This window comes from Pectobacterium sp. IFB5596 (genome assembly GCF_021432585.1).
Lineage (GTDB): Bacteria > Pseudomonadota > Gammaproteobacteria > Enterobacterales > Enterobacteriaceae > Pectobacterium > Pectobacterium punjabense.
The window spans coordinates 130,798-154,384 of sequence record NZ_LXFY01000023.1 but is presented as its reverse complement, the minus strand read 5'-3'; the positions used below and the strand labels follow the sequence as shown (position 1 = coordinate 154,384).

Here is a 23,587-nt window from a genome sequence, read left to right as displayed (position 1 = left end):
CTTATTTTGTTAGAACCGATGCATCTTAGCAGGTCGAAAAAATGATAAATAAATAATAAAACGTGGTGTTAATATTCCTTTTATTTATAAAAGAATGGCGGTATGCCGATGCCTCACGCTGCTGAACTCCCTCTGACGTTGCGACTCGCGACCTTTGTTCATCGATTGACGATTCAGGATATCCCCACCGTATTAAGAAGAAAGATCGTGCTGCATTTTATCGATAGTCTGGGCTGCGGCATTGCCGGGGCGAGCTGTCGGGTGGTGCAGAATTGCGCACGCGTCACCCGCCTGCACTATGCTGCTGGCAACAGTCCAATCTTGGACGGTGGTGCGCCGCTGGCGGCTATTGGTGCCGCGTTTTTGAATGCGACGGCGATCAATGCGCTGGATTACGACGACGGATATGAAGTTGCCGGTCGCGGCATGGGGCACCCCGGCGCCTCGCTGGTTGCCGCCGCATTGGCGGCCGTCGGTACTCGCCCGATCGACGGCGAAACGCTGATCTGTGCGCTGGCCGCTGCGTATGAAATCAATGGCCGGATCATTCAGTCTCAGCAACCGAGTCCAGAGCGTTTTCAGCAGGTCTATGGTGTGTGTCAGCATGAATCGATCGGGGCGGCGGTGGCCTACGGTTTACTCACGGGGTGTGATGCAACAGGGTTAGAGAACGCCATTGGTCTGGCGGCGTCGTTGACGCCGTTGCCCTGCTTGCACAAATACAACTGGCAGCAGCGACCGCTGGTTTCCTTTAAGGATTACAACGCACCAGCCGCTGAGGCGGGCGTCCGTGGCGTTGAACTGCATCACGCAGGAATGATCGGCCCAAGAGATGTGCTGTCTGGCGAGCAGGGGTTCTGGCGCATGATGGGGTCAGATCGTTTTGATGAGTCGCTATTACTGACTGTGCTGGGCGAGGAGTGGGCGCTCCAGCACGCCAGTTTCAAAGCGTATCCTGCCTGTCGCTGGATACATACTGCACTGGAATCCTTCGAACGTGTACAGCACGAACGGGCGCTGGCACCGCAGGACATCGACGTTATTCTCGTTAAAGGCAGCCAGAGGCTGGCCGCTGACTTTATGGATAGGCGGCCGCAAAATGAAACGGATGCGCAGTTCAGCCTACCGTTTGCGCTGGCCTGTCTTGCCTACCGCATTCCGCGCCACCGCTGGAGTGCGGACGATACGTTAACCAATCCCACGCTTTTGGCGCTGGCAGATAAGGTTCACGTTGAGGTGTCTCCCGAGCTTGACCAGCTTATGGCACAGGCGCGCCGCCCGGTATTGCAGGTTGATGTTGTCATGAGGGGAAACGTTGTGGCAGGTGAACGCATTGCGTTTCCGCTGGGTTGCGCGGAACACCCGCTAACGGAAAGTCGCATCATGGAGAAATTTGCGGAGAATCTATCGTCACGGCTTGCCCCTGCTGATATTGCACAGGCAGTAGCGGCGCTCTCTGAGATTGAACAATGCAAGGATGTCGCTGCACTGGTTACGCCGCTGATGCAGACGTCCTGAATCCGTTCAGGACAATTCTGTTATCCGAATCCCGCTTATTTCCAGTCTTCTTTAATGACTGACGGCACTTTGCTGACGTCCACACCGCGCAGTTTGAGAGCCTGTTCATAGTAGTGCTGCGTCTTACCGGATTTATACAGCTTGGCAAACTCGTCATTCAGGAAATTGTGGAAGGTTTGGTCGGTTTCTTTACGGATTGCGCCGCTGGTGCTGACTTCAATAATCGGCTTCGGCAGAATCAAATTGCCTTTGCCGACTTTAGCCTGTTGCAGAGCCAGAGCGGGATGGAAATACGACAGTGCATCGACACGGCCAGCATAGAATGCAGCTACGCCTTCGTCCATATTCGGGAAACGCACTAGCTGTGCTTTTGGCAGACGTTTGGTCAGAATCAGGTCTGGGCTGGAACCCAGCGTGACGCCGATTTTAACATCTTCACGATTGAGGTCGTCCCAGTTGGTGACGGCAATACCGTCGCGAATCAACACCCCTTGCGCATACCAAAAGAAAGGCTGCTCAGGGAAATCGACCGCTTTTTTCCGCTCTTCCGTCGGATCGAGTACCAGCATGGTATCGATCTGACCCGTTTGTAAGGCAGCAATCGCGTTACCCCAGGTGGTTTCTACCGTCACCAGCTTCACGCCAAGATCGTTGGCTAACTCTTTGCCGATGTTATAGCCGATGCCGTCCCATTCTCCGGTCGACGGATTTTTAAAATACCACGGTTCGCCCTGTGCCACGCCGATGCGTAATTCACCGGTCTGTTTGATGTGTTGCCACGTTGATGGCTGTGTTTCCGCAGCCTGACTGAAAAAGGCGGCGCTAACTAGCGTCATCGCCATGAATATCTGGTGAAGAGAACGTTTCATTATCATTACCCTGATGATTGAGTTTTAATCGAGGCGATATATTTCGCTCATGCAGAGTAGCGAAATACTTATAGCTAAATTATTCTTTTTCGCCTTATCTCATTCCAGATAAATATAAGTATTGGTTAGGAGAAAAACGGTGTTGGACGGCGGTGAACCTCGCCGTAGGGCGTGGCGTCTGGGGTGGTTGCGTTTGTCTCATCATTTAACCGATAAGTCTTACATTATTTCCCCTATTTTTTGCCCGCGAAAAGGCATAGCAATAATTTCGCTATGCTTTCTCATTATTAGTTATTGAACCGCGGCATGCTGTTATGTCAGGCGCAGTGTGGCAGCGTCATCACGATGGTAAGTCCACCGTCATTGTTGAGATCTGCATAAATAGCGCCGCCATGTGCGGTGATAATGGCTGAGGCGATAGACAGCCCAAGCCCGCTGCCGCCGGAATGTCTCCCGCGTGAATGTTCGGCGCGCCAGAAGCGGTCAAAAAGCAGGGGAAGCGATTCTGCCTCAATTCCCGGTCCGTGGTCAGAAACCGTAATTTGCCAGCATGGCACGTTTTCACGCACCGCCATTTCACGAACGGCAATTTCACGTACCTCAATCGCCAGATAGCGGCCATCGCTGGCGTAGCTTAAGGCGTTTTCGATCAGAATGGAGAACACCTGCCCCAATCGTTCGCGGTCGGCAATACAGAAGTCATGTTGTTCGATATGCACATGGGTCTGAAACCCAGCCTGCTCTAGCTGAGGTCGATACCAGGTAAGCCGTTCAGTGACGATCTCGTCGAAATACAGCGGTGTTTTGACCAGTTGCAGTTGTCCGGCTCTGGCGAGTGAAAGGAAGTGCAGATCCTGAATCACGTGATTGAGCTGTTCGAGCTGTTTGATGACCATCGTCAGCTGCAATTTATCACGCGGGAAGACGTCATCAAGCATGCCCTGAACGCGCCCCATTGCTGCGTTTAGCGGCGTACGCAGTTCGTGCGCTAACGCCGCGCTGGATTCGCGCAGTTCCCGTTCGTAGCGCTCCAACTGCGCGGTCATATTGTTAAAGTCGTCCGCCAGCGTAATCAGCTCCATCGGTGCCTGCTCGACAAGCTGCGTGCGAGCATCAAATTTTCCCTGCGCGACGTCGCGGGCGGCGCTGGCGATATTGGAAAATTGCTGTGACAGCGGTCGCGCCCGCCACAGAACGATGACGACCACGGTCGGTAAGGCGATCAGGATCATAATCGCCAGTACCAGCCAGTCGGTGCTGGCAATATTCGGCACAAAGAAATCCGTGCCGTAATACTGATTGATAATCTGCTGGTAGCGAGGATTGCCGTAATCTTCCTGTTTGCTTAACTGCTGAAACTCAGCCCGTACGGCGTCCGGCATCTGCTGTTCGACGTAGACATTGTTGATGGCAAAGCGTAGCCACATTAGGGCGGCGATGATGAGCAGGGTGGCGAGCAGCAGAGAAATAATACGAAAGCACAGCCAGCGCCACAGCGACATTTTTTCTGACAGAAAGATCGACTTTTTCATCAGGTTCACCGGAATCGATAGCCGACAGAGCGGACGGTGACGAGCACGTTGATAATGTCGTACTGGTTGAGTTTCTTCCTGAGATTGTGGACGTGGGTATCCACCACGCGCTCCAGCGCATCGCTTTCCGGCAGGCAGGCTTCCAGCAGTTCACCGCGAGTAAAGGCGCGGTTTGGCGCTTTAAGCAGCGTCATCAGAATGTTGAATTCGGTAGGTGTAAGATCGAGAATGACAGATTCAGACGGTGATAGCGCAATGCTGGCCGTTACGGAGGTCGGATCAACCGATAAATTGTCGAATGTCAGGATCGCCTCTTCCCGGATGGCGTAGCCGGTGCGTCGTAGTACGGCCTGCACGCGCGCCACCACTTCCTGCGGGTTATAGGGCTTGACGACATAATCATCCGCGCCGTAACGCAGCGCGCCGATTCGTTCTGGTTCATCACCAATAGCGGTGACCATAATCACGGGAATATTACTGCGCTGCCGCAGGGCGGACAGCACCTCCGAACCCTTCATTTTCGGCAGCATCACGTCCAACAAAATCAAATCGGGTTTACTGGTCAGCGCCATGTGCAGACCCTTTTGCCCATCGGTTGCGATAGAAACCTGATAGCCATCGCGCCGCAGATAAGCCTCAAGCACGCTGGCGGCATCCATATCGTCTTCAATAACCAACACACGTTTTTCTGCCATCGACGACCTCTTGATGAAATCTTAAAAAACCACAAAGCATTTCTTGACCAAGCGTCAGCATAATCCGCCTCGGGGCTGAAAAGCCAATATCAATCGTGCTTGCGCCCACCGGGGAAACACCACGGGGCAAGATTACCGCGTTAAAGAGGGGATGTATGAACATAACAACAATGATTTTATCTACCAGTTTGTCCGCTATCGTGCTATCTGGCACAGCCTTCGCCGCGGAGTCGGAAGCATCACCGCCCTCGCTCTTGGGTGACCACACGGATGTCACCGTTGGCGTTGCGGCCCAGAATGCGCCGCGTTACAGGGGGAGTAAAGATCGTCAGACCACCGCGCTGCCTGTGCTAACGGTTCAGCGTGGTGCGCTCTATTTCGACTCCTCGCACGGTATTGGCTGGCAATACCAGTCTCCTTCTGGTTTCTATCTCGATCACGCGATTGGCTACGACATGGGAAGGGATGACAAAAACAGCAATTGGCGTGCGGGTTCGAACCGGTTGAAAGGGATGGGGAAAATTAAGGGATCGGTGATTACCACCGTAACGGCGGGGTATCAGTTTGCCCCTTGGCTGGCATTGGAAGCGAGCGGCGAATTTGCGCTGAGTGAGACAAAAAGGGGAAATCAGTACCGCGTTGGGGCAAAGAGCACGGTGTGGCAGTCCACAACAAAAGACGACGTGCTGGCATTGTCGGCAGACGTACTGATGGGGGATGCCCGCTTTAATCAAACCTACTACGGTGTGACGCCGCAGCAGAGTCTTCGCTCTGGGTTGGTCGCCTATCATGCTAGCAAAGGTGTCTACGGCTATGCGTTGGGTGCGAACTGGACGCATCAATTTAGCCCAGCTTGGTCAACCAACGTTGGGGTTACCTCAACGTGGCTTACTGACAAAGTCGCGGATAGTCAGGTGGTGGAACGACGGAATGATACTGGCGCAACATTGGCGGTTCTGTATTCGTTCTGATGGCGTGTGATGAGTGAGAGGATGTGATGATGGTCAGCCGTTTTGCCTTCTGTCTGCTGTCGGTCGTGTTGCTTAGCGGCTGTGACAGTACCGATGATTCGCCTGCGTCGCCGCCCGTTAGGCCGGTAAAAACGCTGGTCGTCATGCCAGCAATGAGTCGTGAGCCGGTGACGCTGACGGGAGAGATTCGCCCGCATGAAGAAACGGCATTAGGTTTCCGGCTGGATGGCCGCATCCTTAATCGTTTGGTCGATGTGGGGGCATCCGTGACGCGCGGTGATGTGATTGCGACGCTTGATGCACGCGACAGCGAAAATCAGCTTCGCAGTGCACAGGCGGATTTAGCCAGTGCCGCCTCGGCGGAACGGCTGGCGAAAAGCAACTTCTCCCGCATGAAAGCGCTGGCGCCGGGCGGGGCGATTGCGCGGGTACAGCTTGATGAAGCGCAGGCAAACTGGGATGCCGCCGTTTCCCGGCGCGAAAGCGCACAGATGACCGTCAAAGGCGCGCAGGAGCGCCTCGGCTATACGCAACTTACGTCCGCACAGGACGGGGTGATAACAACGGTCAGTGCGAACCCCGGTCAGGTAGTCAGTGCCGGGCAGGAAGTCGTCAGGTTGGCTTCGCTCGATGGGCGTGATGCGGTATTTGATGTACCGGAACGGTTGGTTAATCAGTCGCTTCCTTCGCGCACGATGCTTGTGTCGCTGCTATCCGATCCGGCGATTCAGGTACAAGGACGCGTGCGTGATATCAGCCCGCAGGCCGATGCGGTCACGCGAACGTTTCGGGTTCGGGTGACGTTAACCTCGCCACCGGCGGCGATGGTACTGGGTGCCAGTGTGAATGGCGCAATACAGCAGTCCGACACCTCGGTCATTGAGCTGCCTGCGTCTGCACTTACCCGTCAGGAAGAAAATCCGGCGGTTTACGTCGTGAACACGGAAACCCAGACGGTGCGTTTGCAGCCCGTTACCGTTGCACGCTACAGCGACACGACGATCTACATTACCGATGGACTGAAACAGGGGGATCGCGTGGTAACGGCTGGCGTCAGTAAGCTACGGCCGGATGAGAAAATTCGGTTGGATGAAGAGGGGCGTCGCTAATGGCTCAAGAACCGCAATCGACCCCAGGCTTCAACCTGTCCGCCTGGGCATTAGCACATCAGCAACTGGTCGCGTTTATGATGCTGGTGATTATGGCAGCAGGTGTGATGAGCTACCAGCGTTTGCCCCGCAACGAAGATCCGGCGTTTACCATCAAATCTGCCGTGGTGTCTGCCGCCTGGCCGGGGGCGACGGTGAGCGATACGGTCAATTTCGTCACCGATAAGCTGGAGAAAAAATTACAGGAAACGCCATATCTCGATTATGTCGAGAGCTATACCCGTGCCGGGGAAGCGGTGGTTTTCGTTAACCTGCGCGATGATACACCACCTTCTGCCGTGCCGAATATCTGGTATACGGTGCGAAAGAAGATGACTGATATCGCCAGTTCGCTCCCCGATGGCGTCAGCCCGCCAGCCGTTAATGACGAGTTTGATGATACGTTCGGCACGATTTATGGCTTCACTGCTGATGGGTTCTCTCCGAGGGAACTGCGCGATCGCATCGAGGATATTCGCTCTGCGTTACTGAGCGTGCCGGATGTCGGTAAGGTCGACATGCTGGGGGTGGAAGAAGAACAGATCGTCGTAACGTTTTCTCCCCGACGGCTGGCTGGATTAGGGATCGATGCGCAGCAGGTTATTGATTCACTTAAGGCGCAGAATGCGGTTACGCCGGCCGGTATTATCCGTACTGAGGATGAGAAAATCGCCGTGCGCGTCAGCGGCGCGTTTACCTCTGAGGAGAGTCTGCGCCAGATTACCTTACGCATCGGCGGGAAATTTGTTCCGCTTACTGATATCGCCACCATTGGTCGTGAAATAGCGGAGCCGCCGTCGCCGACATTTCGAGTGAATGGCGAGAAAGCCATTGGACTGGCTATTTCTATGGCACCTACCGGCAATATGCTCAATTTCGGTCAGGCGATTCGCGAAAAAATGAACACGCTTTCTGCCCAGCTACCGCATGGAATAGACATGACGCGTGTGGCCGATCAGGCTGAGGTGGTGAAAGGTGCGGTCGGCGGCTTTATCAAAGTGCTGTTGGAGGCCGTTGCCATCGTGTTGGCGGTGTCGTTTGTCTCTCTCGGCAGCCGAGCGGGACTGGTCGTTGCTGCATCTATCCCTATTGTGCTGGCGATGACCTTTATTGGCATGGAGATAACCGGTATTGGCTTACAGCGTATCTCGCTCGGGGCGCTGATTATTTCGCTGGGGCTGCTGGTGGATGACGCCATGATTACGGTGGAAGCCATGGTGTCGCGGCTGGAAGAAGGGTGGGATCGTAAACGAGCGGCGGCCTGGGCGTATGAAAGTACGGCCTTTCCGATGCTGACGGGGACGCTGGTGATGATTGCCGGATTTATTCCCGTCGGGTTTGCCTCATCGAGTGCGGGTGAATACTGTTTTTCACTCTTTGTCGTTGTCCTCATCGCTTTGCTCAGTTCCTGGATCGTCGCAATTCTTTTTTCCCCGTTGCTCGGTGTCTGGCTGCTGCCAAAAACGTTTCGTCACCATCACAACGAACCGGGACGAGTGGGGCGCATTTATCGCCAATGGCTGCAACGGGCGTTGGCAAACCGGGGAATGACGTTAATCATTGCGGTGCTCCTGCTGGTAGTCGCCTTGTTTGGTGCAACTCGGTTGGAGGGAGAGTTTTTTCCTGCGTCGGACAGGCCGGAACTGCTGGTTAGCCTGACGTTGCCTGCGAATGCATCACAGGCTGCGACGGAGGCGCAGGCGAAACGGTTGGAAGCGCTTCTGAAGGACGATCCTGACGTTGATCATTTCTCCACCTATGTTGGATCGGGCGCTGTGCGCTTTTACCTCCCGATGGATGTGCTGCTGAGCCATGAAAATATCGCTCAACTGGTGGTGGTAGCAAAAAATCTGGACGCGCGGGATGCGCTGACGGCACGGTTGAATCAGGTGCTTGAACGCGATTTCAGTAATATTGTGGTGCGTGTGTCGGCATTGGAACTGGGGCCGCCAGTGGGCTGGCCGCTGAAATATCGAGTCGCGGGGCCGGATATTCATCGGGTTCGTGATCTTGCGCAGGGGCTTGCCAGTCTGGTGGGCAATCAGGCCGATGTTCGCGAGGTGAATCTGACGGCGGGTGAACCGGAACGTTCGGTGAACGTGGTGCTGAATCAGACCGAAGCCCGCGCGGTTGGCATCAGCTCGCAGGATGTGGCCAGCATGCTGGCGGCGATATTCTCCGGTTCAACGCTGACCTCGGTGCGTGATGAAAACCGATTGGTGGATGTGGTCGTTCGTGGTACGTCGCAGGAACGCAGAGACGTCGCCACGATCGCCAATCTGCAAATTCCGATTGCGGAGGGTCGTTCCGTACCGTTGGGGCAAATTGCCACGGTGTCGTACGGCGTTGACGATCCAATTATCTGGCGGCGTCAGCGTGAACCGTTCATTACGGTACAGATGGATGTCGCACCGGGCGTGCGAGCACCAGCGCTGTCTCAAAAACTGGCACCAGAAATTGAACGCTATCGCGCCTCATTACCGACGGGGTATCACATCACGGAAGGCGGCGTTGCAGCGGAATCTGACAAGGGCAATGGCTCGGTATATGCGGTGCTGCCGGTTACGCTGTTGGTGATGCTGGTACTATTAATGATTCAGTTAAAGCGTATTTCCCGCATGGTGCTGGCTGTCCTGACCGCACCGTTTGGTCTGATCGGCATCGTTGCTGCGATGCTGCCGACGGGTACACCGATGGGGTTTGTGGCGCTGCTAGGCGCGATTGCGCTGGCGGGGATGATTATTCGTAATGCCGTCATTCTGATTGGCGAAGTCGATCTGAATGTGAAAAATGGACAACCCGCCACGGAGGCGATCGTCAATGCGGCCAGCCATCGTTCACGCCCGATAGTGCTGACCGCGCTAGCGGCGATTCTTGGCATGATCCCGATTGCGCATCAGGTGTTTTGGGGGCCGATGGCCTACGCGATTATCGGTGGGTTGATGGTGGCGACGCTGCTGACGCTGCTTGCTCTGCCTGCGGCGCTGAGCCTATTGATGCAGTGGGAAGGACGGAAGGTGGAAAATCCTACGGCGTAGGGAAAAATACGACAGGTCGTGGCGCTATCTGTGACGCGTCACGACCTGTTGATGTGCTTTATTGATCGACGACGGAACCGTCGACGTGCAGTCGGGTTTTCAGGCCGCGACGACGGTAGGGGAAGCGGTTCTCCAGATCGTCCGCCAGCTCAATGCCGATGCCGGACTGTGTCGGTATCTCCATAAATCCATCTACGCATTTGAAGGTGTTCTTCACGACGTCTTTTTTCCGTACGCCGTTCTCTACGCCCGTCGCGCCAAATTTTTCCGACAGCGCGGGTTGGTCATCCCCCGGATACTCCAGCAGCGCAAAGTTCGGGATGCTGACGGCGATCTGTAAACAGGCGGCGGTCGACACCGGACTAAGCGGGTTATGCGGCACGACCATCAAATCATTGGCCTCTGCCAATGCTGCTACCTTTTTCGCTCCGGTAATCCCGCCGCACATGCAGACATCAGGACGCACATAGGCGACGGCATTCCGACGAATCAGCATCGCGAACTCCTGAGGATTATTCAGGCGTTCACCGGTGGCGATAGGAATATTGATTTTCTCGGCCACCTCCGCCATCGAATCGAAGTTATCCGCGCCGATAGGGTCTTCAATAAAATAGGGATAAAACGGCTCAATGCCGCGTGCAAACACCACGGCATCGGCGGGTTTCAGGCGGCGGTGGACTTCAATGCACAGATCGACATCGTTACCGACCGCTTCCCGATAAAGGCCGATCCGTTCGATGGCCTCACCGATCTCTTTGGCGTGGGTGGTGAAATAGGGCGTATCGCGAGACTCATCCAGAAACGGCGTCAGATGACCAATCGCGGTAAAACCATCGGCTTTGGCCTGTTTCAGGTTGGCGATGGTTTCTTCGGTGGTGCGCCCTCCCGCGTGGGCATAAACGCGGGCTTTATCGCGGCAGCGGCCGCCCAGCAGGTTATAAACCGGTGTATCGTAATACTTGCCCGCGATGTCCCACAGGGCGATATCGATAGCGCTGATCGCTCCCATGATCGCGGCACCACGAAAATGCCAGCAGCGGTACATATACTGCCAGTGGTGCTCAATCCGCAGTGGATCTTGCCCGATCAGATACGTGCGCAGTGCCTCGACAGCACCTTTTGACGCATCGAGAAAACCCCAGGCACCGGATTCGCCAATGCCCGTCAGCCCCTCGTCGGTGGTGACCTCAACAAACATATATCGATTCGCGAGAATCACGCGCACATCGGTAATTTTCATCAACGCTTTCCTTAAGTTAGCCTGCTTAGCATTGAGTCTAATCACAGTGGTGTGCGGGTTGTCAACGTTGACAGCCCGCAATAGTCGCTGCCTTCGAACGCTGGGTGGCTCAGAGATGCCCTGATAGGCGCTGATGGATTTTGCTGCTGTGGGTATCCAGACCGACGATCGCGACCTTCGCATCATAACGGTGATAGCGGGTTTCGATAGCATCGAGCGCCGCCACGCTGGAGGCATCCCAGATTTGTGCGTGCGTCAGATCGATAGTGACGTTCTGCGGGTCCTGCGCATACAGGAAATGCTCGAAGAGGTCGTTGCTGCTGCCAAAGAATAGCGGTCCTCGTACCGTGTAGTGTACCGACTGTCCGTCTTCGCTCACGCGACGCTCTGCGTGGATGACGTGCGCCACGCGACGTGCAAATAGCAGGATGGCAAAGATAACGCCACCGGCCACGCCGATTGCCAGATTTCCCGTCGAAACGGTCGCGATAACTGTGATGATGACCACCAGCGTTTCTGACAGCGGCATCCGTTTCAGCGTGGTGGGGTGCAGGCTATGCCAGTTCATCGTTTTCAGCGCGACGATCATCATAATCCCTGCCAGCACCACCATCGGAATCTTCGTCATGATTTCGCTCAGCCCGGTCACCAGCAGCAACAGCACCAGCGCGGCGGCGAGAGTAGAGATACGCGTACGCGCTTTCCCTAGCTCCACGTTGACCACGGTCTGTCCGATCATCGCACATCCGGCAATGCCACCGTAGAATCCGGCGAAGATATTAGAAACGCCCAGCCCCCAGCATTCGCGGCGCTTGCTGGACGGAGTATCCGTGATGTCGTCTACCAGTTTGGCGGTTAACAGTGATTCCATCAGCCCCACGAAGGCAATGCTGAGCGCAGTCGGCCAGATGATGCGCAGTGTTTCAAGATTGAATGGCACCAGCCACTGGGTGAAACCCGGCAATCCTGGCTGCATAGGCCCGGCGTCGCCGACGTTAGGCACCGTGATGCCGGTAAACATGGCAATCGCTGTCACGGTGACAATCGCCACCAGCGGTGCAGGAATGCTTTTCACCACATAAGGCAGCAGCAATACAATGGTCACCGTTAACGCAAACAGTAGCCAGACCAGCGAGGATTGCCCGTATACATGTGGCACTTGCGCGGCGAAAATCAGGATGCCTAGCGCATTCACGAAACCAATCATCACCGAGCGGGGAATGTAACGCATCATTCTCGCCAACCCAGCCAGCCCAAACAGAATCTGGATAAGCCCCGCCATAATCACGGCGGGCAGAATATAGGCTACGCCGTGCGCGTGTACCATCGGGCCAATAACCAGCGCCACAGCACCGGCCGCCGCGGTAACCATCGCCGGTCTGCCGCCGAGAAAGGACATGGTGAAGCACAACACGATAGAAGCGAACAAACTGACTTTGGGGTCGACTCCCGCGATGATAGAAAACGAAATCACCTCTGGGATAAGCGCCAGTGCGGTGATGGTGCCCGCCAAAATTTCACGCATCAGCAGCGAGGGCGAACGTAAGGTTGCAAGCGTTGACGTGGCTGATTGAACCTGTGTCGGCGTTACCTTAGGGGATGGAATCATAGGTGCAGGCTTAATTTTTGTAGTCAATGACGAAAGGCGGGAGAGGATAAATTATCGGCAGTATAAAAGATACTGTCCGTCATCGGCAGGCAAGGAAAAATCAGTAGGAAAACGAAGGGGCGGTTAGCGCGTCGCCTTATCCGCCCGCTCGTTGTGTTTTCTCCGTCAGGAATTAGGCATCAATCGCCAGAATGGCCATAAACGCTTCGCGTGGAATGTCTCGTTTTGAGAACCCAACGTTGTGTTTTTTATTTTCTCGCTGTTTACGGATCAGTCGCTGTTTCTGCGATAGGCTACCCTGAAAACCCTGTGCCAGTGCGCTTTTTCGCAGCGGCGGAATGTCTTCGCGGGCGATGACACGCTGGCCGACTTTTGCCTGAGCTGGAACGGGGTACAGTTTACGTGGAATAACGTATTTCAAGGCTTTCACGATCTCAGTTGCTCGTGCCCATGCTTTATGACGGGCAATGATGAAAGAAAAGGCGTCAATCGGCTGGCTATCGAGATAAATATCACAGCGCACTAGATCGGAACGTCGATAGCCATCTAACACATAATCCAACGTAGCATAGCCCTGTGTAAGTGATTTTAGGGCATCAAAGAAGCCGAAAATCATTTCATTGAGCGGTAGCTCCCAGTGTAGTGTCACGCTACCGTTATCGAGATATTGCATGTCGATAAATACCCCTCGACGCGAGGTGCAGCATTCCATCAACGCGCCAACGTAGGCATCAGGTGTGTTAATTGTGCAGATAACATAGGGTTCTTCGACGAAGTCCAACACGTCTTCTCCGGGAAAATGTGCTGGATTATCGATGGTATGGCTCTGACCGTTATGTAATGTGACCCGGTATGCCACGCTGGGCGCGGTGGCAATCACCGATATGCCGTATTCGCGTTTGAGCCGTTCGCGAACAATATCCATATGTAACATGCCGAGAAAACCACAGCGAAAACCCGCGCCCAGCGAGGCAGAGACATCGGGAACCATGTGCAGTGCCGCATCGTTAAGCGACAGTTTATTCATGGCATTGCGCAAGCTTTTCAGATCGTCGTCCGCGTCGGGGTAGATTCCAGAAAACACCATTGGCTTCATTTCCTGATAGCGTGCAACTGGCACTGAAGCGGGACGAGCGGCTAACGTCAGCGTATCACCCACCCGGATCGCGGCGGCATCTTTTAACCCGGCGGCGAGATAGCCCACCTCACCGTTTTTCAAGGCGCTACAAGGCTGACGTTGAGGGAAAAAAGCACCGGTTTCGGTGACGTCGAAACGCGATCCTGATGACATAAAACAGAGTGTATCGCCAGTCTGAATGCTGCCATCCACTACACGTGCGTGCATGATAGCGCCCTGATAGGGATCATAATGTGAGTCAAAAACCAGCGCGCGCAGCGGAGCATCGGCGAACCCGTTTGGTGCAGGGAAGTGGTGGGCAATAAAACGCAGTACTGCCGCTACACCTTCTCCGGTTCTGGCAGAGACCGTCAGCACGGTGCTGATATCCAGAGAGGGAATATCCGCCAACTGCTGCATCACCTGTGCGACATTAGCCTGTGGGCTGTCAATTTTATTCAGGACAGGCAGAATCGTTAGCCCCTGTTGTCGGGCGAGGTTGAGGTTGGCCAGGGTCTGTGCCTGAACGCCCTGCGTGGCGTCAATCAGAAGAATCGCGCCGTCGCAGGCGGCCAGACTGCGGGAGACCTCTGCCGAGAAATCAACGTGTCCTGGCGTATCTACCAAATTGAATTGGTATGGCTGGCGGTTTTCATCCTGATAGCGCATGCGCACGGTTTGTAATTTGATAGTGATGCCGCGCTCCCGTTCTATCTCCATCGAATCTAACAGCAGTTCGCGCATGTCGCGTTGAGCGACGGTTGCAGTCAGTTCGATAAAACGGTCGGCGAGGGTGGATTTGCCATGATCGACATGAGCAATAATGCAGAAATTACGAATTCGAGGTGTACACATAGAAAAAGCCTTTCACATCATGATGTCTGGCTCGGGATCGTGTGCGACGCTGAGGACAGACAGAGAAATTCGCGCTGAAAAAATTCAGCGAAGATGAAAATCAAAAGATGTAAAAGTGAATAGCCGCGGCGATGATAGCGCGTTTTATTTTGCCGCGGCAAGTCATAATTCTTGACGTGAGTTGCTCCCTGAAAAGTGATGCACGGCGGTTGATAGGCGTATTTCATTACGAGGGCTGTTTGCTCTTGTAGGTTTTCGGCATTCTCTTTAAACCCCCATCACACGGGCCATGATGGCCTGATGTAACCAGCGCGGAGTGGCCCAGGTCAGAAATACAATTGCCTTATTTGCCATACCCGGGACAACGCTCATTCGTCCGGCCTGAAGTGCTCGGATGCCAGCCTGCACAACAGGCTTAGGCTGCATCATGACTCCTTTTAAGGCTGGGGTGAGTTTCTGTTTGGCGGTTGCAGCAAAGCCAGTGTCAGACATGCCCGGGCAAAGCGCGGTGACAGTGACACCGTCGTTTTTAAGCTCACGATGCAGAGCATCAGAGAACCTGAGCACATACGCTTTCGCTGCTGAGTAAACGGCAAAATTTTTTACGCCCTGATAGGACAACAGGCTGGCAACCATCAAAATATATCCTTTACGCCTGACGCGCATATCTTCTGCAAAGAACCGGGTCATTGCTGTCAAACTGGTGATATCCAGATTGATCATGTTCAGCGCGTCATCAAGTGGTTGATCCAAAAAGCTATCTTGCAGACCATGACCAGCATTGTTAATTAATATATCAACCACAATATTTTGTTCCCGTAGTCGACTGTGCAGATCGCTAATTGCGGTAATCACGGAAAGATCGGCCTGTTCAACCCTCACATCAATGTTAAAATGCGTCCGCAATTCGGCAGCCAGCAATTCAAGTTTATTGAGCCGCCGTGCCACCAGGATGAGTGATTTTCCCTGTGCGGCATATTGACGCGCGAATTCTTCACCAAATCCGCCTGAAGCCCCTGTGATGAGCACCCAGGCGTTGTTTTTTGCTGTCATGTTAATCACTCCGGTGGTTTATTGTGAACGGTACAGGTGGTAGTCGATGGCATGTTTGTGCACAGCTACGCGAGTATCCTAGGGCATCCTCTCGGCGGCTTCTGGAGGCTGCCAGCCGCCGCCGAGTGCTTTGAATGCGAAGACCGCTGCGCGTGCAGATTCCGTCTGGGCCTGCGCTCTGGCGTCGGAAGTTTGCAACAGGGTTTCATCGTTGTGCAGGACGTCAATCAGGCTGGCTGTCCCTTTATGGTAGGCGATGAGAGACGACTGGCGTGCACCAGCCAACGCGGTTTCGCCGGCGGTTAATGTTGTTGTCTGCATTTCGCGATTGAGCAGTGCCGAGAGTGCGTTTTCAACGTCTTCGGTCGCGCTTAATACTGACAGGCGGTAAGCTGCCAATGCTTCGGCTTCCTGCCCCTTAGCTTGATCGATCTGAGCGTTAATGCGGCCGAAGTCGAAGAGTCGCCAGCGCAATCCCAAGATGCCTGCCGATTGACTGGCCGCGTTGGAAAACAGATTGCTGCTCGATACTGACGTTGCGCTGCCAAGCAATGCGCTGAGTGAGAATTTAGGATAATACTCGCTGATGGCGGCCCCGATACGCGCGTTGGATGCCGCGAGATGGCGTTCGGCTACGATAATATCGGGTCTGCGACGTAGCAGATCGGCTGGTGTACCCGTTGATATAAACGGTGGGGGCTGTGGAATGGCACCCGGCGAAGCCAACTGAGCGCGATGGGTTCCGGGAGGTGTGCCGAGCATGACGTCCAGCGCGTTCATCGCGCTATCTATCCCTATCTGGAGAACCGGCACGCTAGCCTGAACCTGTGAAAGTGCGCCTTCGGTTTGGCGGACTTGATACTCTGCGGCGAGTCCTTTGCTGTGGAGTCGCTGTACCTTGTCGAGTAAGTCTTGCTGGGTGTTGACCTGTCTGTTGGCGATCGCCAGACGAGTTTGTAATCCGCGCAGCGTGATATAGATATCGGCTGTCTGTGCGGCGACGGTTAGACGAGTGGCGGCGACGCCAGCCTCTGAAGCCTGATAGTCAGCCCGTGCCGCCTGATGACCGCGTCTCAGACCGCCGAAGATATCAAGCTCCCAGCTTGCGTTAAGATCGGTTTCATAGGTATTGCCGTAGCGATTATAGCCAGGTGTCGAGTTGAGTAACCGACCTTGCGGCGTTTCAATTGACTGATAAGCGCGTGCTGTTTGTCCGCTGATATTGCCAGAGGGCAGCAGAGCCGCTGTTGCTGCGCCAAGCCCGGCGCGTGCCTGAGTCATTCGTGCGGACGCTTGGGCTAAATCAAGATTCTGTACCAGTGCGCTTGAAACTAACGTGTTCAGTAAGGGATCATTGAAGCTCTCCCACCAGACCGAAAAGGTAGCAACCTGAGTTGCATTCCCCTGTTTTAATATGGATTGATTTGATATGGATTGATTCGCGACAGATTGCTGGACGGCGGATGGAGTCTGGTAGCGATCCGATAACGGAACGTCCGGGCGATGATAATCCGGTCCAACCGCGCAACCCGCCATTACGCTAGCGGCCACAACCAAGGCAAGGGGATGGAGGGATGACATAGTAATTCCTTGAGCCAAAAATAATGTGACCATATTACGTATTGGTCACTCGTTGTCAATCAAGACCCGATGAGCTAAGCTGGAAACATGACTACACATATGAATACACATTCCCCACGCGGCCCGTCGGACCATAGCGTCCGCGATCAGATAGTGGACGCTGCCACTGAGCACTTCGGACATTTTGGATATGAAAAGACAGCCGTGTCCGATCTGGCCAAAGCGATTGGTTTTTCTAAGGCCTACATCTACAAATTTTTTGATTCCAAACAGGCTATCGGAGAGGTGATCTGCGCTAATCGGTTGGCGATGATTATGGATATTGTCAATTCAGCGATCGCGGATGCGCCAACGGCTTCAGAAAAACTGAGACGCCTGTTCAGAGCCTTGACAGAAGCGTGTAGCGACTTATTTTTTCATGACCGCAAGATTTATGATATTGCCGCGGTATCCTCTCGCGATCGGTGGCCTTCAGCAGCAGCATATGAGGAAAAGCTACGCCAGCTTATTCAGCAAATTCTTCTTGAGGGACGACAATCCGGGGAATTTGAACGCAAGACACCGTTGGATGAGACGGCGAATGCGATCTATCTGGTCATGCTCCCTTATATCAGCCCTGTTCAATTGCAATACAACCTTGATACAGCAGCATCAGCAGCGGTATTACTGTCGTCGTTGATATTACGTAGTCTGGCACCTTAAAAATGTGACCATTGACAATATTGGTCACTAGTTGGAGAATGCGGTTTCTGTCCTGTTAATGTAATAAGGGAACCCATGCTTCGGCTCAAATCTGCCACTATCGCTGTTTGCCTGTTGCCTCTCGCCCTGGTGGCGTGCGGCGATGCTTCCGACGTTGACGATCCGCGCAATCAGCCTCCTTTGGTGAGATCGGCTACCGTGGTGAGCGCCGTTGATGCCTCTCGCGCGTTCACCGGCATTGTTATCGCCCGGGTTCAAAGCGATCTAGGTTTTCGGGTGCAAGGTAAAATTCTCGAGCGTCTGGTCAATACCGGAGAAAGCGTCAAACGTGGTCAACCTTTGATGCGTTTGGACCCTATCGATCTCAACTTACAGGCGCAAGCCCAGCAGCAGGCTGTTATCGCTGCCCGGGCTCGTGCCCGACAGGCTACCGATGACGAGGCTCGTTATCGAGGTCTGGTTGCCGCAGGTGCTATATCCGCTTCAGCCTACGATCAGATAAAGGCGGCTGCCGAGACGGCAAAAGCGGATCTGAACGCCACGCAGGCGCAGGCTGATGTGGCGCGTAATGCGACGGGGTATGCCGTTTTGATGGCCGACGCCGATGGTGTGGTAGTCGATACGCTGGCAGAGCCCGGTCAAGTGGTGAGTGCAGGTCAACCTGTCGTTCGGCTGGCGCGAGCGGGGCAACGGGAGGCTGTCGTACATTTTCCTGAGACGTTACGCCCCGTGGTCGGTAGCGAGGCCATGGCAAGGTTATACGGTGCGGCTAAACCGTCCATTCCCGCGAAACTGCGACTGCTGTCTGACGCTGCCGATCCTCAGACGCGTACGTTCGAAGCTCGATATGTGCTTGAAGGCGCACTGGCGAGTGCGCCGCTTGGCTCGACGGTCACGCTCAATATTGCGGAGGATCAGTTACCTGAGCAGGTTCTTCAGGTGCCAATCGCTGCTATTTATGACGCGGGAAAAGGGCCGGGGGTATGGGGTATTTCGGGTGAGCCCCTCAACGTGTCGTGGAAGCCTGTTGAGGTTATTGCGTTGGGTGATGACACGGCGAGGGTGACCAGCGGTTTACAGCCCGGTGAACAAATTGTGGCTTTAGGCGCACATTTGTTGCATGACGGTGAGGTGATCCGAGTGATTGAACAGCGCGATGCCAGCGTCGCCGGGAGCCAACCATGAGCGAAGGGCGGTTCAATCTTTCGGCTCTCGCCGTCCGTGAGCGTTCCATCACGCTGTTTCTTATTATCCTGATAACCGTCGCGGGCATTCTCTCGTTCTTTGAACTGGGGCGTGCGGAAGATCCACCGTTTACGGTCAAGCAGATGACGATTATTTCTGCCTGGCCGGGGGCGACGGCTCAGGAAATGCAGGAGCAGGTAGCCGAACCGCTTGAAAAACGGATGCAGGAGCTCAAGTGGTATGACCGCAGTGAAACTTACACGCGCGCTGGGCTAGCTTTTACGATGCTGTCATTGCAGGACGGCACGCCGCCTTCACAAGTGCAGGAAGAATTTTATCAGGCGCGTAAGAAACTCAGCGATGAGGCGAAGAATTTACCGTCGGGGGTGATCGGGCCGATGGTTAACGATGAATTCTCAGACGTGACCTTTGCACTCTTCGCGCTGAAGGCCAAAGGGGAGCCGCAGCGTTTGTTGGTCCGCGATGCCGAATCATTGCGTCAGCGTCTGTTGCATGTGCCGGGAGTAAAGAAGGTCAATATTATCGGGGAGCAGGCTGAGCGCATCTTCGTCTCGTTCTCGCATGATCGGCTCGCGACGCTGGGCATTTCTCCGCAGGATATTTTCTCCGCGCTGAACAGTCAGAACGTGCTGACGCCGGCCGGTTCGATTAATACGAGCGGGCCACAGGTCTTTATCCGTCTGGATGGTGCTTTTGACACGCTGGAGAAGATCCGAGAAACGCCAATTGTTGCGCAGGGGAGATCGCTGAAGCTCTCGGATGTGGCGACGGTTGAGCGTGGTTACGAAAACCCTGCGACCTTTTTGGTTCGTAATCAGGGGGAGCCAGCGCTGTTGCTGGGTGTTGTGATGCGCGAGGGCTGGAATGGCCTGGATTTGGGTCAGGCACTGGATGCTGAGACGACCAAAATCAATGAAGGTATGCCACTCGGCATGACGTTGACGAAAGTCACCGATCAATCAGTGAATATTAGTTCGTCCGTCGACGAGTTCATGATCAAATTCTTCGTCGCGTTGCTTGTTGTAATGGTGGTTTGCTTCATCAGCATGGGGTGGCGTGTAGGCGTTGTTGTTGCGGCCGCGGTGCCGTTGACGCTGGCTATCGTCTTTGTGGTGATGGAAGCTTCCGGCAAAAATTTCGACCGTATTACGCTGGGCTCCTTGATCTTGGCGCTGGGTTTACTGGTGGATGATGCCATCATCGCCATCGAAATGATGGTGGTGAAGATGGAAGAAGGATACGACCGCGTTAAAGCCTCGGCATATGCCTGGAGTCATACAGCGGCACCGATGCTGGCTGGTACGTTGGTGACGGCAGTGGGTTTTATGCCCAATGGTTTCGCGCAGTCTACCGCCGGTGAGTACACCAGTAATATGTTCTGGATCGTCGGCATTGCCCTAATTGCCTCCTGGGTCGTTGCCGTGGTCTTTACACCTTATTTAGGCGTAAAGATGTTGCCGGAAATAAAAACCGTGGCGGGAGGGCATGCAGCCATCTACGACTCTCGGCATTACAACCGCTTTCGCCGTTTACTGACGCGCGTGATCGCGCGGAAATGGATGGTGGCCAGCACCGTTATTGCCGTGTTTGTGGTTGCTATTGGCGGGATGGGGATGGTCAAGAAACAATTCTTCCCAACCTCCGATCGCCCTGAAGTGCTGGTGGAGGTGCAAATGCCTTATGGTACTTCTATTGAGCAGACCAGTATCACTGCGGCGAAGATCGAAGACTGGCTGAAACAACAGGATGAAGCAAAAATTGTCACGACCTATATCGGACAAGGGTCACCGCGTTTTTATTTGGCGATGGCACCGGAGTTACCCGATCCGTCGTTTGCGAAGATTGTTGTGCTAACGGACAGTCAGGAAGCGCGTGAAGCACTTAAATTTCGGCTCCGTGAAGCGGCGGCTGATGGGCTAGCGCCCGAAGCGCGGGTTCGCGTGACGCAACTGGTGTTTGGCCCGTATTCACCTTTCCCGGTGGCCTATCGTGTAATGGGGCCGGACCCTGTCACGTTGCGTGAGATTGCAGACAAAGTGGAAGCGGTGATGCAGGCTAGCCCAATGATGAGGACGGTCAACACCGATTGGGGCCCACGTGTACCGACGTTGCATTTCACGTTGGATCAGGATCGGTTGCAGTCGGTGGGGCTGACATCAAGTGCGATCGCTCAACAGCTCCAGTTCCTACTTTCTGGCGTTCCGATTACTTCTGTGCGTGAAGATATCCGTTCTGTACAGGTTGTAGGCCGTGCCGCGGGGGATATTCGACATGATCCCGCCAAAATAGAAGGGTTGACGTTGGTTGGGGCATCCGGTCAACGCATCCCCCTTCCGCAGATCGGTGATGTTGAGGTCCGAATGGAAGACCCTGTACTTCGACGTCGAGATCGAACGCCGACTATTACCATCCGTGGCGACATAGCCGAAACGCTACAGCCACCAGATGTGTCCGCGACAATTGTGAAGGCGCTACAGCCCATCATTGATACGCTTCCCGCTGGGTACCGCATTGAGCAAGCGGGTTCGATTGAAGAATCGGCAAAAGCAACCAAAGCGATGGCGCCGCTGTTTCCCATCATGATCGCCATAACGCTGTTGATCATCATCTTACAGGTGCGCTCAATGTCTGCGATGGTGATGGTATTTCTCACCGCTCCGCTGGGGCTGATTGGTGTGGTGCCAACGCTGCTGCTCTTCAACCAGCCATTTGGTATTAATGCGCTTGTTGGACTGATCGCGCTATCGGGCATTCTGATGCGTAACACCTTAATTCTGATAGGGCAAATCCATCATAACGAGAAGGAAGGGCTTGATCCTTTCCATGCGGTGGTGGAAGCAACGGTGCAACGTGCCCGACCGGTGTTGCTTACGGCCATGGCCGCTATTCTGGCGTTTATCCCGCTGACACACTCGGTATTTTGGGGGACGTTGGCTTATACCCTGATTGGCGGGACGTTGGGAGGAACGATCATGACGTTGGTATTCCTACCCGCGATGTACGCTATCTGGTTCAAAATACGCCCCGATAATCAGACGCATGATGATAAACATGCATCGGCATAAACCGTCACCCCGATAAAAGACAATCGCCACAGGCAACAGATTGTGACGAAAACCACCCAACTGGCGCGGAGCGTATTCCCGCGCCAGTCATTATCGCTAAGGTAACCATGAGTACTGAAATTATGGTGAAACCCTATTCTTCTGAAGCTCCGCGATTAACCGGAAAAATTGTCGCGTTACTGTCAGGTCTTTCGGCTATTAGCATACTGTCCACAAATATCATTCTTCCGGCGTTTCCCGATATTGGAGAGCAGCTTGGGGCATCCTCACGTGAACTGGGTCTGACGCTTTCCAGTTTTTTCATTACCTTCGCGCTGGCTCAACTGGTTGTGGGGCCATTGTCGGACCGCTACGGACGCAAGACGCTTGTACTGGGCGGCCTCACCATATTTATTGTTGGTACGGTTGTCGGTGGTCTTGCTGATTCACTTGACACACTGATCGCTGGAAGAGTCATTCAGGCGCTGGGGATATGCACTGCTTCAGTGTTAGCGCGCGCGATTGCACGTGATTTATTTGACGGCGAAACGCTGGCGCGCGCGTTGTCTCTGACGATGATCGCGACGGCCGCAGCCCCCGGATTCTCACCGCTGGTGGGTAGCGTACTGACCACCACACTGGGGTGGCGAGCGATTTTTATAGTGGTGGGGCTTGCGGCCTTTGCCATCGCGGCCTTCTATGCTCATGGACTGGGGGAAACGCACCCCATGGAGCGTAGGAGCCGATACGCAATGCCGAGCGTGATATTTGCGTACGGCAACCTGGTTGCGAATGGGAAATTTATTCTTCCGGCACTGTCGATGAGCCTGTTGATGAGCGGATTGTTTGCGTCTTTCGGCGCTGCGCCTGCGATTCTGATGAGTGGGATAGGGCTGTCTTCGCTCCAGGCTGGGCTATATTTTGCTTCCACCGTGTTTGTTGTCTTTGGTGCTGGCATAGCTGCGCCGCAGCTGGCTCGCCGTTATGGCCCGCGAAGGATTGCTTCGGCGGGGCTTGCTACCGCATTAGTCGGTGGGAGTTTGCTATTGCTTGGGCCGGAAACCCCAAAACTGAGCTGGTATACCTTGTCGATGGTTGTCTTCCTCTGGGGAATGGGCTTAGCTAATCCGCTGGGAACAGCCATTACGATGGCGCCTTTCGGGAAAGAAGCGGGTTTGGCATCTGCTCTGCTTGGTTTTTTGACGATGGGAATGGCGGCGATGGCAACTTGGCTAGGCTCGGTGCTAACGTTTCCCGCCGTCACAACGCTAGGTGGTATACAGGCAACGGCCTGCCTGATAGCGCTGGTATTATTTCGCGTTGTCCCACATGTGAGGTGAATACGAATTCACAGGCGTAATTCTGTAAGAACAGTTTCAGATTTTATGGATGTTGATGACTAGACAGTT

16 protein-coding genes are annotated in these 23,587 nt (G+C 54.4%); 8 read left to right on the top strand and 8 right to left on the bottom strand.

Going from position 1 to position 23,587, the window contains the following annotated elements:
- The first annotated feature begins 108 nt into the window (after window positions 1-108).
- Window positions 109-1,518, top strand: a complete 1,410-nt coding sequence (locus A6301_RS14375) for an MmgE/PrpD family protein (RefSeq protein WP_234258242.1) — start codon at window positions 109-111, stop codon at window positions 1,516-1,518.
- A gap of 35 nt (window positions 1,519-1,553) precedes the next feature.
- Here the strand turns inward: A6301_RS14375 and A6301_RS14370 are convergent, their stop codons facing one another.
- From A6301_RS14370 to A6301_RS14360, 3 genes are all read right to left on the bottom strand, one after another.
- Complete coding sequence (locus A6301_RS14370) at window positions 1,554-2,387, bottom strand: transporter substrate-binding domain-containing protein (RefSeq protein WP_205542935.1); 834 nt, start codon at window positions 2,385-2,387, stop codon at window positions 1,554-1,556.
- Window positions 2,388-2,704: 317 nt separating this feature from the next.
- Window positions 2,705-3,919: a cell wall metabolism sensor histidine kinase WalK gene (locus tag A6301_RS14365; RefSeq protein WP_234258097.1), complete on the bottom strand. Its 1,215-nt coding sequence runs from the start codon at window positions 3,917-3,919 to the stop codon at window positions 2,705-2,707.
- Between the two features lie 5 nt (window positions 3,920-3,924).
- Window positions 3,925-4,614: a response regulator gene (locus A6301_RS14360; protein ID WP_234258096.1), complete on the bottom strand. Its 690-nt coding sequence runs from the start codon at window positions 4,612-4,614 to the stop codon at window positions 3,925-3,927.
- Between the two features lie 155 nt (window positions 4,615-4,769).
- On the opposite strand from A6301_RS14360, the gene A6301_RS14355 reads away from it, so the two are divergent.
- The 3 genes from A6301_RS14355 to A6301_RS14345 are packed head-to-tail and all read left to right on the top strand — an operon-like array spanning window position 4,770 to window position 9,771.
- Window positions 4,770-5,585 (top strand): MipA/OmpV family protein, encoded by an 816-nt coding sequence (locus tag A6301_RS14355; protein WP_234258095.1) that lies wholly within the window; start codon window positions 4,770-4,772, stop codon window positions 5,583-5,585.
- Between the two features lie 26 nt (window positions 5,586-5,611).
- A complete protein-coding gene (locus A6301_RS14350; protein WP_234258094.1) occupies window positions 5,612-6,694 on the top strand; it encodes an efflux RND transporter periplasmic adaptor subunit in 1,083 nt (360 codons plus the stop codon).
- Window positions 6,694-9,771, top strand: coding sequence for an efflux RND transporter permease subunit (locus A6301_RS14345; RefSeq protein ID WP_234258093.1), 3,078 nt, complete (start codon window positions 6,694-6,696; stop codon window positions 9,769-9,771). Before A6301_RS14350 ends, A6301_RS14345 begins: the two co-directional genes overlap by 1 nt.
- Window positions 9,772-9,829: 58 nt before the next feature.
- Here the strand turns inward: A6301_RS14345 and A6301_RS14340 are convergent, their stop codons facing one another.
- The 5 genes from A6301_RS14340 to A6301_RS14320 form a co-directional block, all read right to left on the bottom strand.
- Window positions 9,830-11,011: a mandelate racemase/muconate lactonizing enzyme family protein gene (locus A6301_RS14340; protein WP_107168489.1), complete on the bottom strand. Its 1,182-nt coding sequence runs from the start codon at window positions 11,009-11,011 to the stop codon at window positions 9,830-9,832.
- 109 nt (window positions 11,012-11,120) lie between these two features.
- Window positions 11,121-12,620, bottom strand: coding sequence for a SulP family inorganic anion transporter (locus A6301_RS14335; RefSeq protein ID WP_234258092.1), 1,500 nt, complete (start codon window positions 12,618-12,620; stop codon window positions 11,121-11,123).
- Between the two features lie 172 nt (window positions 12,621-12,792).
- Window positions 12,793-14,592, bottom strand: a complete 1,800-nt coding sequence (gene lepA, locus A6301_RS14330; protein WP_234258091.1) for a translation elongation factor 4 — start codon at window positions 14,590-14,592, stop codon at window positions 12,793-12,795.
- A gap of 267 nt (window positions 14,593-14,859) precedes the next feature.
- On the bottom strand, window positions 14,860-15,645 hold the full coding sequence (locus A6301_RS14325) for an SDR family oxidoreductase (protein ID WP_234258090.1): 786 nt from the start codon (window positions 15,643-15,645) through the stop codon (window positions 14,860-14,862).
- A 78-nt stretch (window positions 15,646-15,723) separates the two neighbouring features.
- The gene (locus tag A6301_RS14320) at window positions 15,724-17,226 is read right to left on the bottom strand and encodes an efflux transporter outer membrane subunit (RefSeq protein WP_234258089.1); all 1,503 of its coding nucleotides are present in this window, start codon (window positions 17,224-17,226) and stop codon (window positions 15,724-15,726) included.
- Between the two features lie 87 nt (window positions 17,227-17,313).
- Here A6301_RS14320 and A6301_RS14315 point away from each other — a divergent pair, with 87 nt between their 5' ends.
- The 4 genes from A6301_RS14315 to A6301_RS14300 all read left to right on the top strand — a co-directional run bounded on the left by A6301_RS14315 (window position 17,314) and on the right by A6301_RS14300 (window position 23,518).
- Entirely contained in the window at window positions 17,314-17,928 is a 615-nt protein-coding gene (locus tag A6301_RS14315; protein ID WP_107168494.1) for a TetR/AcrR family transcriptional regulator, read from the top strand.
- Window positions 17,929-18,003: 75 nt separating this feature from the next.
- Window positions 18,004-19,113 carry an efflux RND transporter periplasmic adaptor subunit gene (locus A6301_RS14310; protein WP_234258088.1) on the top strand — a complete coding sequence of 370 codons (1,110 nt, stop codon included), beginning with the start codon at window positions 18,004-18,006 and terminating at the stop codon, window positions 19,111-19,113.
- On the top strand, window positions 19,110-22,199 hold the full coding sequence (locus A6301_RS14305; RefSeq protein WP_234258087.1) for an efflux RND transporter permease subunit: 3,090 nt from the start codon (window positions 19,110-19,112) through the stop codon (window positions 22,197-22,199). Before A6301_RS14310 ends, A6301_RS14305 begins: the two co-directional genes overlap by 4 nt.
- A 122-nt stretch (window positions 22,200-22,321) precedes the next feature.
- Window positions 22,322-23,518, top strand: coding sequence for a multidrug effflux MFS transporter (locus tag A6301_RS14300; protein ID WP_234258241.1), 1,197 nt, complete (start codon window positions 22,322-22,324; stop codon window positions 23,516-23,518).
- Window positions 23,519-23,587: the final 69 nt, after the last annotated feature.

Coding starts and splice junctions, on each gene's coding strand:
- A6301_RS14345 (WP_234258093.1), top strand. CDS start 6,694: ATGGCTCAAGAACCGCAATCGACCCCAGGCTTCAACCTGTCCGCCTGG.
- A6301_RS14360 (WP_234258096.1), bottom strand. CDS start 4,614: ATGGCAGAAAAACGTGTGTTGGTTATTGAAGACGATATGGATGCCGCC.
- A6301_RS14355 (WP_234258095.1), top strand. CDS start 4,770: ATGAACATAACAACAATGATTTTATCTACCAGTTTGTCCGCTATCGTG.
- A6301_RS14310 (WP_234258088.1), top strand. CDS start 18,004: ATGCTTCGGCTCAAATCTGCCACTATCGCTGTTTGCCTGTTGCCTCTC.
- A6301_RS14320 (WP_234258089.1), bottom strand. CDS start 17,226: ATGTCATCCCTCCATCCCCTTGCCTTGGTTGTGGCCGCTAGCGTAATG.
- A6301_RS14325 (WP_234258090.1), bottom strand. CDS start 15,645: ATGACAGCAAAAAACAACGCCTGGGTGCTCATCACAGGGGCTTCAGGC.
- lepA (WP_234258091.1), bottom strand. CDS start 14,592: ATGTGTACACCTCGAATTCGTAATTTCTGCATTATTGCTCATGTCGAT.
- A6301_RS14375 (WP_234258242.1), top strand. CDS start 109: ATGCCTCACGCTGCTGAACTCCCTCTGACGTTGCGACTCGCGACCTTT.
- A6301_RS14315 (WP_107168494.1), top strand. CDS start 17,314: ATGACTACACATATGAATACACATTCCCCACGCGGCCCGTCGGACCAT.
- A6301_RS14340 (WP_107168489.1), bottom strand. CDS start 11,011: ATGAAAATTACCGATGTGCGCGTGATTCTCGCGAATCGATATATGTTT.
- A6301_RS14370 (WP_205542935.1), bottom strand. CDS start 2,387: ATGAAACGTTCTCTTCACCAGATATTCATGGCGATGACGCTAGTTAGC.
- A6301_RS14300 (WP_234258241.1), top strand. CDS start 22,322: ATGGTGAAACCCTATTCTTCTGAAGCTCCGCGATTAACCGGAAAAATT.
- A6301_RS14350 (WP_234258094.1), top strand. CDS start 5,612: ATGATGGTCAGCCGTTTTGCCTTCTGTCTGCTGTCGGTCGTGTTGCTT.
- A6301_RS14365 (WP_234258097.1), bottom strand. CDS start 3,919: ATGAAAAAGTCGATCTTTCTGTCAGAAAAAATGTCGCTGTGGCGCTGG.
- A6301_RS14335 (WP_234258092.1), bottom strand. CDS start 12,620: ATGATTCCATCCCCTAAGGTAACGCCGACACAGGTTCAATCAGCCACG.
- A6301_RS14305 (WP_234258087.1), top strand. CDS start 19,110: ATGAGCGAAGGGCGGTTCAATCTTTCGGCTCTCGCCGTCCGTGAGCGT.